This window comes from Adhaeribacter sp. (assembly GCF_057359045.1).
Window position 1 is genome coordinate 1 of sequence record NZ_JBMQUD010000033.1, and the last position, 14,407, is coordinate 14,407.

General features: G+C 46.0%; 7 protein-coding genes. 4 read left to right on the forward strand and 3 right to left on the reverse strand.

The genetic code is table 11. The features are described 5' to 3' along the window. Both ACO1R6_RS05600 and ACO1R6_RS05605 read left to right on the forward strand, forming a co-directional pair. Positions 1 to 713, forward strand: a 713-nt coding sequence (locus tag ACO1R6_RS05600) for a PA14 domain-containing protein (RefSeq protein WP_486262915.1), incomplete at its 5' end; no start/stop codon positions are given. A gap of 226 nt (positions 714 to 939) precedes the next feature. Continuing rightward, complete coding sequence (locus ACO1R6_RS05605) at positions 940 to 1,926, forward strand: glycoside hydrolase family 43 protein (RefSeq protein ID WP_486262917.1); 987 nt, start codon at positions 940 to 942, stop codon at positions 1,924 to 1,926. A 276-nt stretch (positions 1,927 to 2,202) separates the two neighbouring features. On the opposite strand, the gene ACO1R6_RS05610 is transcribed toward ACO1R6_RS05605, so the two are convergent. The 3 genes from ACO1R6_RS05610 to ACO1R6_RS05620 form a co-directional block, all read right to left on the reverse strand. Next, a complete protein-coding gene (locus ACO1R6_RS05610) occupies positions 2,203 to 3,342 on the reverse strand; it encodes a hypothetical protein (protein ID WP_486262919.1) in 1,140 nt (379 codons plus the stop codon). A gap of 50 nt (positions 3,343 to 3,392) precedes the next feature. After that, complete coding sequence (locus ACO1R6_RS05615) at positions 3,393 to 5,336, reverse strand: hypothetical protein (RefSeq protein ID WP_486262920.1); 1,944 nt, start codon at positions 5,334 to 5,336, stop codon at positions 3,393 to 3,395. Positions 5,337 to 6,186: 850 nt separating this feature from the next. Then, positions 6,187 to 7,839: a hypothetical protein gene (locus ACO1R6_RS05620; protein WP_486262921.1), complete on the reverse strand. Its 1,653-nt coding sequence runs from the start codon at positions 7,837 to 7,839 to the stop codon at positions 6,187 to 6,189. A 1,469-nt stretch (positions 7,840 to 9,308) separates the two neighbouring features. Here ACO1R6_RS05620 and ACO1R6_RS05625 point away from each other — a divergent pair. Together ACO1R6_RS05625 and ACO1R6_RS05630 are read left to right on the forward strand one after the other, a co-directional pair. Next, a complete protein-coding gene (locus ACO1R6_RS05625) occupies positions 9,309 to 12,485 on the forward strand; it encodes a SusC/RagA family TonB-linked outer membrane protein (protein ID WP_486262923.1) in 3,177 nt (1,058 codons plus the stop codon). Positions 12,486 to 12,504: 19 nt separating this feature from the next. Further along, on the forward strand, positions 12,505 to 14,391 hold the full coding sequence (locus tag ACO1R6_RS05630) for a RagB/SusD family nutrient uptake outer membrane protein (protein ID WP_486262925.1): 1,887 nt from the start codon (positions 12,505 to 12,507) through the stop codon (positions 14,389 to 14,391). The last annotated feature ends 16 nt before the right edge of the window (positions 14,392 to 14,407 follow it).

Here is a 14,407-nt window from a genome sequence, read left to right on the forward strand (position 1 = left end):
AAGCAAAAGTAAACTTCAGGATTCCGGAGCCGGTAGGTTTTAAAGATATGATTACCACCGAAAGCAGTGTTATCCTTAACCTGGCCCCTACAGTAAAAGGCGCTACCGTTTATTATACCACCGATGGCAGCGAACCAACCAGCAGCAGCAAGCAATACACTCAGCCGGTTACCTTAAATTTAACCGAGAATGTACCGGTAGTAGTAAAAACGCAGGTGGTATTGCCCTCCGGACGGAAAAGCGCGGTTTATCCGGCAACTTATACCCGAAAAGCCTTTAAACCGGCCGCAAGTGTGCAACCAACCAAGCCTGGAATTACTTTTAAAACCAGCTTTAACACCTACAAACTGGCCAAAGACTTAAAAATATCCCAACCCGATGCCCAGGGAACAACCGAACTGTTTTCGTTGGAGCCGCTTCAGCGCAAACCCTTAGGTGCTATTTACGAAGGCTATATTCAGATAACCAGCGACGATATTTATACTTTTAAAGTGAACTCCGATGATGGCGCCGTGCTGTATATTGATGACGAACTGGTACTGGAAAATGATGGGGAACATGCCGCATCGGAAGTTAGTGGTGCCATTCCGCTACGAAAAGGCTATCATAAAATCAGGCTGCAATATTTTGATGCCGGCGGCGGCCGTAATCTGGAGGTAAAAGCAAGTACCAAAGCCGGCAATTATCCTTTAAAAAACAAGCTGTTTTATTAACCTGGTTAAAATATCGGGCTAACGAGTGCTGCTGTTATAATCTTATACTTAAAGATATAAAAGATGCCGCCGGGAATAATGTATTTGAAACAGATAAAGAGAGTTTTAATTTCTTAAATCAGAAATATTCATAATTTTAAAACCGCTTCTGTAATAACAGAACTACAACCGGGCAAAGAGTAGCTACTCTATTAAGATGAGAAGCCCGGCCTGAAAACAACTTATAATGAAATATTTACTTATTCTTATAACCTTACCCTTTACTTTGTTCTTTAGTTACGGGCAAACAAAAATCAATAACCCAGTTTTGAATGCTAATTTCCCCGACCCAACGGTACTCCGGGTAGGCGATGTCTATTATGCGTATGCTACTAATGGCGGTATTAATGGTAAAAGCTATAATATTCCGGTGGCCGTTTCTACCGATTTGCAGAACTGGAAAGTGGTGCAGGATGCTTTGCCGGTAAAACCCAACTGGGCCACCAAAGATTTTTGGGCACCCCACGTGTTGTTCGATAAAAAACTGAATAAATATGTACTATTTTATTCCGGCGAAAAGGGCCAGAATACCGGTAAGTGCATTGGCGTAGCCTTTTCGGATAAACCCGAAGGCCCGTTTACCGATAAAGGCTCGCCGCTGGTTTGCGGCGAAGGATTCGAAAATATTGACCCATTTGCCTTTACCGACCCGAAAACTGGTAAAAATTTAATTTATTGGGGCTCGGCACATAAACCCATCCGGGTGCAGGAACTCACCGCCGACTGGCAGGCTTTTAAACCCGGCAGCAGCCCCCAACCGGTAATATTGGCTGGTCAGGAAAAAAATTACGACCGCTTAATTGAAGGCGCCTGGGTAGATTATTATAAAGGCAAATATTACCTCTATTATTCCGGCGATAACTGCTGCGGCCCACAGGCCAATTATGCGGTATTGGTAGCCCGAGCCGAAAATGCTACCGGTCCTTTTTTGCGCTACGGCGAAAAGAATAAAGCAGGCAGCAGTGTAATTATCCAAAAAGACCAAGATTGGCTGGCACCCGGGCACAATTCCTTATTCCGCGATAAAAAAGGCCATATCTATACTGCTTACCACGCCCTGCCCAAAGACCCCGCCACCGGCAAAGCCAAGAGTAATAACCGGGTTATGCTGATTAACAACATAAAATATATAAAAGGCTGGCCTACCTTAATAAAACAGGAAAGCAGTAATTAATATTTGTACCGTCGGGTAAAAAAAACTGTTGGTTGTTTTAGAAACGGCTGAAAATAAAACGGCGGAGACCAAGTTTTACCAAGTCTCCGCCGTTTTATTTTTTAGTATTTTTAAGGTAGCTGTATACTACTGCTCTACCAAAATAACTTTTAGAACTAGATGAGGGCTCAACAGTCAAAGAGCACTTATAAACCTAAATTCATAATTTTTAATTTAAAAAAGCACTACTTCAGCAAAGTTTAAACAAAAAGTTTGTGGCACTTATCTTCTGTGCTGCTAAGCCATACCGGTTATAATTAAGGTTATACCACCTTTTACCATCCCCGTAATCGCGTTTGTATTAATAATATTAAAAGCTATGGCTTCTTCGGGGTTAAGGCTTAATGGCGGCAGCGTAATATTAAAACTTGTTTTCTGGTTAAAACCATCCATTCTGCGCTTGGCCGCAAATACTTCTTTAAATTCAGAAGGGTTGGCTTTTCCAGCGTTAATTTGCGCAATGGCATTGTTATAATTTTGATTGATTTGCACCTGTTCCCGTACATCCGGCCCTTCTCCCCGGGAAATTATCCGGAAGTCTGTTCTGCCACGCTTAATGCGCACATTTTGATTAGGGCTAAGCATTTGCATTTCCTGGCGATAGAACACGGCAGCCGAGCGGGTTGTTTTAAACTGGAATTTGCCTAAAGCAGCGTCGCCTAAACCTATTATTTCTTTGGTGGTTAAAGGCACAAACTGAATGAGCTCTTCAGTATTAGGCAAATGAATTAAATTAAATGTATAAGCCGCTGCCTGGGGCACAATATTCAAATTCTTCTGACCAGTATGCCGATCGGTAACGGGGTCGAGGGCATAAAGAGCATGCGGTTTATCTAGCGGACTAAAAGAGAAGGTGCGGGCGAAGAAACATTTATGGCCGCTTTCTTCCGGCGGTACCCGGTACACAAATTGTGCTTCTCCGGTACCGTTCGGTAATAAAAGTCCGTTCATTTGTGTAACCCCAATGTAAGTTGCCAGGCGGGTATCAAAACCCAGGCTCGGGTCGGTGAGCCAGAACTCCACTTTGGGGAAAGGCACTGTTACGTCGCCGCGGTTATGCAACCGGCATCGCACCAGGTAAGTTTCGCCCGCTTTTAATTCATTGGTGGTAAGTGGCACAGTGGCGGTTATAGGCGTAAAACTGATGTCCGGGCTGTTCCAGAAATTCATGGCGGGCAATGGCCGGTTGCCCAGGTCGCCGTCGTACGTTCGGATATACAGAAACGAACTGTCCTGGAAAACTTCCGGCCTTCTTTGTCTTCGGCTTTGCGTTCTATATAACCCCTGAATTACGGGTAAACCTTCTTTGGTATACCTCTCCCGCCGATGGTTTAGCTCCCGGATTAATGCTTGCAGTTGTAGGATATTTTCAGACATGACTTACTATTTGTGGTGTTAAAAAATGAATGATAGCCATTTTATTTGCCTTAAACCGGGGCGATAAACTGTAACTCAACGGGTGTAATGGGCAGGCCGGCTTCCTGTTGCTGGTGTTGTTGCAATTCTTTGGGTTCCTCCCGTTCGTTCGATTTCTGGGTCCAGCAAGGATAGCCGTAACCCCGGTCAGCATCCAGGTTAAAGTCTGGAATTTTAGCGTTGTTTTTCCACCGGTTGTAAATTTCTTCGGTCAGTAACATGGCATTACCTAAGGTGGGTGATTTCTTTTCTTCTACAAATCGCTTAATTACCGCCTTAATCTCACTTTCGTCACCCGATAGGGCCGCCAGTTCATCAATAAATTCAGGGTTTAGCGTAATATCCCCGAATGCATACCACAAACTAGTTTTATTAAAATAAGAATCCGGGGCTGCCATTACAGTTTCGGGTTCGGTAGGCGTGGCGGCCGGTGGGTAAGTCAAGTGTTTTTCCCGGTTAAATAAATCTTCTAAACCGCTACCCCCCGGCAGAATTACATTCATTTTGGGCAGCAAATTTTTCAAATCAAAGGCGGTTACACCCACCGGGTCCGGAAAAGCGGTATTTTTAAATTGGTTAAACCGGGATTCGTCCAGGTGTTCCAACATAGGAAAGGCCAGGCCATTGAGGGAAACGGCCAGCCGGAAATTTTGAAAGGAGTTATACAATTGTTCGTAAATCAGGCAAGCCGCCGCTCTGATGCCCGCCACAGTTAGGGTGGTTAAAGCCCCTAACACCGCATCAATTAAAGCCGCTGCGGCGGCAACTGCGGCGGCAATTAAAGCAGCCAGCGCCAAAAATATTCCCAAAAAGCTAAAACCACCGGCCGTGTCCATAGCATCTTCCAGCCAATCGCCAATATCGCCCAGGTTATCCATGGCTTTTTCCCATACTTCTTCTAACTCTTCTGACAAAGAGTAAGGAACCGGAGCCGGCAAAGTGCCGGTATCGGTGGCGCTCCTTAACCATTTATAGTAAATCCGGTAAGCATTATTTACGTCTTCGGCGGTAATGTCATTACCGTATTCATTATCGTCGGCTTCGCCGTTCTTGTAAATATTCTTGATGGTATCGGCGATGAATGCGGCCAGGTCGGGTGGCAGGCTGCTGTTGGGGTCTGGTATTTCGTCTTCGGCACCGGGCGCAGATATGGTACCGGTAAAGTTAAAGTTGTAAAAAGCATGAATTTTAGAGCGGTTCCAATCTTCGGCGGTATGGCCCAGATGATTAAAAACATCCTGGTAATTTTCGCCGGTTTTGTGGCGTTGCGATTGGTTGCGGTAGGGTCCGCCATCGTTTATATTAACGTACGGATGGCCTACGGTATCGGCGGTAACGTGCGTCAGATAGCCGGTAGCATACAGGTGCAAGGGCGAATTGGGCGGTGCATTATTTAAGAGGGCCTGGGCAAAACGCGCAGTTTTCCGGTAGTGCAGCGCATCGAACCACCACCAGGCATTTTTGGCTTGTCCGTCCCGGTAAGGGTGCTCCAGAATATCGTATAATTTAAAATCAGAAACAAATTTCTTAATCCATTCGGTGAGGTTAGCCATCAAGGCATCTACCACCGCCGACATATCGCCAAACAGTTGCTGCAATTCGGTTAGAGTCGAGGAACTTTCAACTACTTCATCGGCCGCCTCTCCTACTGCTTCAAGCGCGTCCAGTACCGGCTGCGGCACAAGCTTTAACAAGTCCTTTTTAAAACTCTCAATGGCATCGTATACCTCATAATACATTTCAACGGAGTCGCCAATACCGGCAGGCCAGTCTTTGGTATTAAAAAAGAGGAAATCGGGGCCTTGGCAACCAATAAATAAGTAAGGGTAATTTTTTTTATCGGCTAGCAGATTTTTAAGAGCGCCATAATCTGCTGCCGGTCCTAATCCTCTGGAACGGTTTATATTTTGCAGAAGCTTTTTGGCAATCATGTGGTGTAGGGCTGGTCCGGGCATAATAAAAAGCTTTAAATGATGAAATAATGAACTTTAAGAATGTGGCATGCAGATAAAAACGAGATACTTGGGATTGATTTGATTACTGAAATGGATGGAGAACTTACCTTAACTTTTATACTTTATTTGAGATAATAAATTACTTCAAAAGTATTGGATGTAACATAGAATACAGGCTGGTTGCTTAAAACCGAAAAACAAGAAAGCACCAAGCCATGTGTATTGCTCCTGGCAGGAAAATGAAAACGTATAGCTGCCAGTGTTGTGGAGAAACTGTTTATTTAATTCTACCTTGCTGGGGTACCAGAACCAGAAAATGGCAGAAATAATGGTTTGTTTTATCTTATAAAATTAGAATGATGACTATCTATAAACAATACCTAGAAATCAGTATTTTTTGTAGATAAAATTAAACTAATGTATTCTAAGAAATATTATAGGCAGGCTCATATTGTTTCTGCAAAAAAGTTTTCATCTTCTGCAACACCTTGCTCAAACGGGTATACTTGGTGGTACAGATACTCACGAAGACATAGACGTTGCCGCGACACCTCTGGCGTTTAATTGGTTGGCAGCTTTACATGATTGAAGATAGACTTATGGCTACCTTTACGCATTATTAGTTTAAGATATATGGAAAACCCCGAAGAGCTTACCGTAACTTTAGTAATTATAATTTATTAGGTATAAGCAGCAAGTAAATACCTCCCCAGGTATTTACTTGCCACAGAATCAGCCTTTAAAAATAAAGTTAATAAGCCCGTAGGATAGCCTCAGCAAAATAAATTCGCGTACTCCCCTGCCAATATGGCCAAATCCCCGACAAACAAAGCTAGCCTTGCCGCTCCCATTACTCGGTTTTTACCTTCACCTCATTAAACATATACGGGTTATCACTAATTCTTAAAGGCTTACCACTGGCCGTAGTTACGCGCCGGAGAACAACTTCTTTGGTTCTGATATAAGGAAATTTTTCCTGGTAAGAATCTTTCGTTAAAGCGGGATTGAAATTGGCAAAAATAGCTGGTCCCCGGTAGTCTGCCGGATGATTGGCGTCGTTGATATGGAGGGAATCGATGGTAATCCGCTCCGGCATGTAACTAATATAACCAAAATCATGCTGCCCGGAATTGGAACCACTAATCAGGCTGGCGCTAATTGGTTTGCTGCCGGCCGGTACAAAAACACAGTTACGAATAAAAACCTCTCCCTGCCACGTACTCCCGTAGTCGGACCGCAGGTTGATGAGGCTACGGCCGTAAATGGTGGATTTCTCTACGGTAAAGGTTCCGCTTCCAATGGCGTTTATTCCCTGGTGGCCCAGGGTAGAATTGCGAATAGTGGCGTTGGCAACACCCATGTGGGCATCGAACCGGGAAAAAATGCAGCAATCTAAAATCAGATTTTTACAATAATTAGACCCCATAATGCCCCAGTACCGGGTGTCGTTGATGTCGTTGGTTTGGCGGCAGTTCACAAAGGATAAGTTGAGGGCCCGGTTGAGCGAGATGTCGTAGGTGCCCATAGAAACCGGAACCCCGGCGGCGCCAATGGTCTGGTAAATTTTGTGGCCGGTCAGGATAGAATTTTGCACGGTTACGTAAGCGCAATCACCAATATTGATAAAGCCACCATACGGTGCCCCTTGGTCTCCTTCACCGGTAATGCGGTGTTCCAGTCCGTTTACCAGCACATTAGACCGCCTGATAGCCAAGCCCCGGCTGTAGTAGGTATACTTCGATTCGGCTTTATTCGCAATGGTGGTAAAACGGCCGCCCGAAATGGTCAAAGTGGTCTCGTCAATAGGTAGGGCGGTGATATCGGTAATTTGGTCGAAATCCCAAATAATCGGCGCGTCCATATCTACCTGGCCGTTTTTGTCGACAATAAAGATATCGGTTTGCGCAGCACCATTATTTTGGTTGGGCCCAAATCGGATGTATCGTTTTACGTGCGAATTGGTAACAGTAATTAGGCAAGTTGCGGGCAAGGGCACGTTAATTTTTTCCTGGTTGCGTTTCAGAGAAGCTATTCCGGCCAGTTTAAACGGTTGCAGGCCAGAACTAACCAGGAAAACAGGCGCATTCCGGTCCTGAACGTTGGTATCGTCAATAATAAAGGTTGCTATTCCAAAATCGGTGTTGGTCCGGATAACGGCAGTGCGGTTCTTGCCGCCGATGTAGTAAGTAGCGCCCGCGTCGGATTTTACCGGCAGGGTGTGTTGATTGGCAAATGCATGGGTTGCCGCGATGGCGTCTATATCATCGGTTTTGCCGTCGCCCCGGGCACCAAAGTAGCTGTAGCGAACCAAGCCCTCTGCTTTATATTTACGAATATTTTTTTTAGATACGTTAATCCATAATTCCCCATTTTCCTGGAAGCTTACCTGGGTTTTATTCTTTTGGGAGGTTATTACCACCTTCGGGAGCGGGCTTTGGGTTTGCCCCTGTGCCTTACTGAACAAACCGAAAAGCAAGCAGAAAAACAAGATCAGGTATTTCATCACGAAGGTATTTGTACTAATCAATTTCTGAAAAATTTAGTAAGCTGGTCTGATAATATTTTTATGCCTTAAGATGAACATAAACGGGCAATTTTCACGCTTAAACCCAAAGAAAATTCAAGGGCCAGATAGAATATATATAAAAAGATAGGTTTAAAGAAGAATATAAATGCATTTGACAACTAAGAACGAAGCTTATTTATAGAACCCCAGTTAAGCCAGACTGATTTAGCTACTTTCTTGCTTACGCTAAGTGGCTATTTAATAAAGATTAGCTGGTTAACTTTTTTAATTGCTTTTGTGGGCTTTGGGTTGATTTTATTATTCCAGCGGATCTGAGTCATAGACTCTGTCGCCAATCAGACATTCGGGAAAAAGCACAAAAAACCAGTGTGCGAGCACCTGATTTACTATCTTACTTCATACGGGTAAGCCTCTCAACGGAAACTAAGGTTTCTTTGCCTTATTGCTCAAACGTTTTTTGCGGTTATATAGGGAAACTGAAGGCCCACCTGCAGAAAGAAAAACCCGCGGGTAAATCCAACCGCACCAACGACAGGATCAGCAAGAAAGTCAAGAGTTTATCGGACTAGCTCGAGACCATTCGGAACCGCTGGGGCAGCTTCGAACCAGTAGTATTGCCTAAACGGTAGCTCATCGTTATCACCGAACTATAAGAGAAAATCTCCGCAAGAAACAGTCTCTAGACAAGCAGGTAAGCACAGGATACCCAATATAAAAATAATTCCGACATTGTGAGTGAATAGATTGCTATACAAACATAGCCACCATTTGGGTAGCTATCTGAATTACCCTTATACGCAGTAAGCTTTTTAAGATTTACCAAGCAATGGTCAGCAGATGCCAAATAATATTAATCCTATTCGCTGACTGGATTTAAGCTCATTAATCATTTAACGTAATACTTCTTCACTTTTGATGAAGCAAAACGCAACAGCCATATATATAATCTAAGAAAATCCTTAGTGTTATATTTTATTAGAATAATATTATATATCGGGCGGAAGAAGTTGGTGAAATAAGTGTTAATTAGATACTAAAAATGAAGCTATTAAGCCTCAGGCGAGCAGGTTGGCACAGGATACCCGAGAAAAAAAAGTTTACGACATTGTCAATAATCCAATTATTATATGTTGCCGCAATCTTTCAATTTCCATTTTTACCGGCCAGGTTTTCAAACCAAAACTTCCTTTTTCAGGAAACAGAAAGTTTTCACGCATTGTCGCGCTATTGGTACCAGCCCTATTGTTTCTGAAAAAATAATAGGGTTGTTGCGCAAACGTAATTTTACCCTCGGTCTGTTCTTAGTGCTGTTATGGCAGCAGAAAAAGGCTTCCCGCCCACACCTTACTTGGCGAACCAATATAAACCCGAAAAGCCCTTAATATTTTGACGCACTACTCAATAACTGCTTGCTTGTATTTCCACCACAAAACCCATACCTGCTTATGAAAATAAATTATTTACGCCATTTTCCTCCGGGAAAACATTTGTTTCTGATGCTTATAGCGGTCTTTTGCACCTTTATAAGCCATGCACAAAATGGAATTACTGTTACAGGTAAAATTACCGATGCACAAGATAATTCCCCATTGCCGGGTGCTACATTACTAGTTAAAGGCACTACTGTTGGTACTACTTCAAATGCTGATGGCAGATACTCTCTTCTGGTACCCGCTGGAGCCACGCTCGTAGTTACTTTTCTGGGCTATGAATCCAAAGAATTATCTATTGGCAATCAAAATACCCTCAACATTGCCTTAACGCCTGCTGAGAATACCCTGAAGGAAGTAGTAGTGGTAGGGTATGGCGAACAAAAGAAGATGTCGGTGACGGGGGCTGTAAGCACAGTAACTACCAAGGACCTGCGCCAGAGTGCCTCGGCCAATTTGGCCAATGCGCTAGCGGGCCGCTTACCCGGTCTTACCTCCATGCAGTCGGCTGGCGGGCAGCCCGGCCGCGACGATGCCACCATGTACCTACGCGGAGCCGCTACCACCAACGGCAAGGCCCCTTTAATTTTGATTGACGGTGTGCCCCGGGATAATATCCGCACCATTGATGCCAATGAAGTGGAATCTATTTCTATTCTAAAAGATGCTTCGGCTACTGCCGTATTTGGGGTACGCGGTGCCAACGGGGTAATTTTGGTTACAACCCGGCGAGGTAAAGAAGGAAAAATGGAGCTCAATGCCAGCTTGGACCAAAGCTACACTTCCTTTACCCGCGAGCCGGAGCGTCTGCATTCGCTCGAGTACATGGCCCTGCGCAACGAAGCCGCCAAGAACGACGGTATTACCAAGTTGCCCTTTAGCCCGGAAGTAATGGCCAAGTACGAGAACCCACTGCTGGGCCTGGACCCCAACGATCCGGACTTCGAGAAAAAGGCTGCCGTCCGGCGATATATGTATCCCGACCATGATTATTACCGGGAGTTTCTGTCACGGTATTCGCCGCAAACGCGCGTAAACGTGAATGCCAACGGCGGTACAAAAAATGTTTCTTATTTTGTGAATGCGGCTTATCTGCACCAGGGTGGTAATTTAAAGGCCGAACCCAAATCAGTGTTGGGTTATGATGCGTCCTCCTGGCTGAACCGCTATAATTTCCGGGCAAACCTCGACTACAAGGTGTCCGCTTCGCTTAAGTCATTCCTGAATATTGGCAGCTATATTGAGCAGGTAAATATGCCTTCTGCCGGGTTATATGGCGGCGGGGATACCAACTGGATGATGACCGACCTTTTTTACCAGGCGCAAACCATTTTGCCCATTACCCCCGGGCCCAGGACCATTGATGGGTTTGGCGTAGCCCCAGGCCAGATTGTTGACCCGGGCTATATGGATCGATCAGCTTTTGAGATCATAAACCGCATGGGCTACCGCAACGAAGTGCGCTCCAATCTGAATTCTTCTTTAGGCCTGGAACTGGACCTAAAAGCCATTACTCCCGGCCTAAGCATGCGGGGCATGCTATCTTACGATGCCAAATCTACTACTGCCATGCAAGGGAGTAAGACAGAGCGGCTGTACCTGGCCCAGATCAATCCGGTTACGGATGAGTTAAGCTATGCCATTAAGCGGCCCAACGAAACCTTGCTTTCGCTGGTAAAAGGTGCTGATTCGCGCTACAACATAAACATGCAGGCTGCTATTAATTACAGCCGTAATTTTGGCGGCAAGCACGATGTAGGCGGCATGATCCTGGCCCAGCGCGATAATTGGGAAACGACCGCCGGCGAGATTCCTTACAACGTGTTGGGGGTGGCCAGCCGGTTTACCTATGCTTATAATAACCGTTATCTGGCCGAAGTGAACCTGGGCTACAACGGTTCTGAACAGTTTGCCCCCACCAAACGCTTTGGGTTTTTCCCGGCCCTGTCGCTGGGCTGGGTTATTAGCGATGAAAACTTCTTAAAAGAAAACCCGGTACTCACAACCCTAAAAATCAGGGCTTCTTACGGAAAAGTAGGTAACGACCAAATGGGAGGAGCCCGTTTCCTTTACCAAAGCAATATTACCCTGGCAGGTGGCCCCTTGCCCAGTTTAGGCCTTGGCCGAGGCATTAACCAAGGCCTGCTGGGCAATCCTAATATTACCTGGGAGATTGCCAAAAAGAAAAACCTGGGCTTGGATATTGGGCTGTTCAACGACCTGACACTGGCCCTGGACTATTTTGTGGAGAACCGCAGCAGCATCCTGATCTCACGCGGAACCGTTCCGGAATTTCAGGGCGTGCCGTTAGGAAATATCCCGAAGGTAAACTTGGGTGAAGTGGACAACAGCGGTTATGAAGCCGAGCTGTCCTACAATAAAAATATTACCGAGGATTTTAGACTGCGGGTTATGGGAAATTATGGCTACAATCATAACACGGTAAAGTTCCTGGATGAACAAATGCTCGACGAATCTTATGTGCACCGCTACCGGAGTACCGGTTATTCTCTGGGTCAGCAATGGGGTTACAAAATCGATTACAGCAACGGCAACGGTATCTTTAATTCAAAAGAGGAACTGGATACTTACCTGACCAAAACCCAATATGGCTTTGGCGTACCACGGGTAGGAGATTTCAAATACCAAGACTTGAATGGTGACGGGACGGTGGACAATAAAGATCTCTCGCCCATTGGTTACGCCAGCATTCCGCGGGTGGTTTACGGCTTTGGATTAAGCACCGCCTACAAAGCATTCGATTTTTCAATATTCTTTCAGGGGGTAAGCAAATACTCGGGCAATTATGCTGCCCAAGGAGTTTATGAGAATATCATTCAGGGTACCTACTTCGATTATCATAAAAGCGCCTGGACGCCGGAACGCTATGCCGGCGGAGCCGAGATTACCTATCCGGCTTTGAGTACCCGCACCACCACCAACCACGTGGCCAACGATTTCTTCATCATGAACCGCTCCTTTATGCGGCTTAAAAACTTAGAACTGGCTTATACGCTACCGGCCCACATCTCTAAGCTGGCAGGCATGCGCAGTACCCGGATTTATGTAGGCGGACAAAACCTGTTCACCTGGGATAAACTCAAAATGAGCCACCTGGATCCGGAAAACAATAGCCCCATTGGCTACCCGGTAACCAGGATGATGAACTTTGGTGCGAATATTACCCTCTAAATTTAATAAGAACTTAATTATGAATAATATATATAGGATATTATTGCTGTGTGCTATTTTCTTGAGTTCCTGCACCGAAGTACTGGATATGGCACCGGATGGCAAGCTCACCATGGACGAGATCTTTGCCGACAATGACCAGGTAGGGGCCTTCCTTAATAGCTGTTATACCAATATGCCGGTTAAAGGTACCCGGTATTACTTCTGGAGCCGGGGACCAGTAAACTGGAGCGACGAATCGTGGGATACTGATGCCGAAGCCGAGGCCTGGCTTACCGCCGGGCGCATGTATAACGGCGACGCTGCTGCCGGTAACCACCCGGCCCTGCAGTGGGAAGACTCCGGTAACGGTAATTATTGGGCCCGCTACTGGAGCGCCATTCGTAATTGTGCGTTGTTCATCAGCCGAATAGACGAAGCCACCGTGAACGAGCCCGCTACCAGAAACCGCTGGAAAGCTGAAGCACATTTGCTGCGGGCCTTTTATTACTCTGAGTTGCTTAAATGGTTTGGCACCGGTTTGCCTATTGTACGCCAGCCTTATGATTTTTCCGATGACTTCTCCAAAGTAGAAAAAGCCAGTTACTATGAAGTGGTTAAGTTCATCATCGAGGACTGCGATGTGGCTTTGGCTACCGAAGAATTACCTTGGCGCATTACCACCAACGGCGAAGCCGGCCGGGTAAATAAAGCGCTGGCCGAGGCCCTTAAATCTACCATGATCCTGTATGCGGCCAGCCCGCTGTATAATGGCGGTCAGAATTACTGGGAAGAAGCCTATCAGGTAAACAAAACAGCCGTTGCTAACCTGAAAGCCAATGGCTACGAACTTTACAACAGGGTAAATGTGCCGCAGACCTACCTTTCAGACGTGGCTTTTATTGGCCCGGATAAAGATCCGTATGCGGCTCTTTTTAATGAGTATTTTACCCGCACCATGGAGTATACGGCCAATCCGGTCGATAGGGAAACTATTTACCAAAGCCGTGATGGGCAGGGTAATATCTGGAATATTGATGGTATTGGTGCCCAGGATGGCTACAAGACAGGAACCTGCCCGACCCAGGAGTTGGTAGACGCCTTTGAAACAGCCAATGGTCAGCCCATTCTTAACCTGGACAATCCTTATTTAGATGACCGGCACCTGCAACCCAACTATAACCCGGAAAATACACTCTACAACCCCCAGGAGCCTTATGCTAACCGAGATCCACGTTTTTATGCTTCTATTTATTACAATGGATCGAGAAGAAAGGCGCAGTGGAACTTTGCCGAATCGCGCGAATCACCGGAAAATTATCCAGCGGGCATTGGTAACCGCACCCGCATTATTGCTACCTATGTGGGCGAGCCCCAAACTGGTATCCATCCTACTGTGCGTAAAGCCACCCGCACCGGTTATTTCCAGCGCAAGTTCTTACACCCCAATTCTGGTGGCGACAACCCGGTGGGCGGCGCCAACTGGAAATACTACCGTTTGGGAGGTATCCTGCTTAACTATGCCGAGGCTGCCGCTGAAGCTGGCCACCTGGAAGATGCCAGAGCAGCCGTTAATGAGGTTCGCCGCCGCGTGAATATGCCTGAACTGCCGGTACTGCCGAAAGACAAACTTATCCAGCGCATCCGCAACGAACGCCGGGTAGAACTGGCATTGGAAGAACACCGCTACTTTGATGTACGCCGCTGGACCACTCCTAATGGCGACCTCTCTAAAACCGACCGGTGGATAACCGGGGCCGAGATTATCCGGAACGCCAATGGCACCTATACTTATGGGCGCCGCAACGTGCGCGAAGTAGAACGGAAAAACTACACCAATAAATTCTTGTGGGTGCCCATTCCGCTGAACGAAGCCAACCGCCTGCGTTCTATTACCGGCATTAATTGGCAAACGCCGGGATGGTAACCGGCCCTAAAAATAT

What these genes read in the sequence shown, in the direction of transcription:
- ACO1R6_RS05625 (WP_486262923.1), top strand. Translation starts at nt 9,309, where the DNA reads ATGAAAATAAATTATTTACGCCATTTTCCTCCGGGAAAACATTTGTTT.
- ACO1R6_RS05615 (WP_486262920.1), bottom strand. Translation starts at nt 5,336, where the DNA reads ATGCCCGGACCAGCCCTACACCACATGATTGCCAAAAAGCTTCTGCAA.
- ACO1R6_RS05630 (WP_486262925.1), top strand. Translation starts at nt 12,505, where the DNA reads ATGAATAATATATATAGGATATTATTGCTGTGTGCTATTTTCTTGAGT.
- ACO1R6_RS05605 (WP_486262917.1), top strand. Translation starts at nt 940, where the DNA reads ATGAAATATTTACTTATTCTTATAACCTTACCCTTTACTTTGTTCTTT.
- ACO1R6_RS05620 (WP_486262921.1), bottom strand. Translation starts at nt 7,839, where the DNA reads ATGAAATACCTGATCTTGTTTTTCTGCTTGCTTTTCGGTTTGTTCAGT.
- ACO1R6_RS05610 (WP_486262919.1), bottom strand. Translation starts at nt 3,342, where the DNA reads ATGTCTGAAAATATCCTACAACTGCAAGCATTAATCCGGGAGCTAAAC.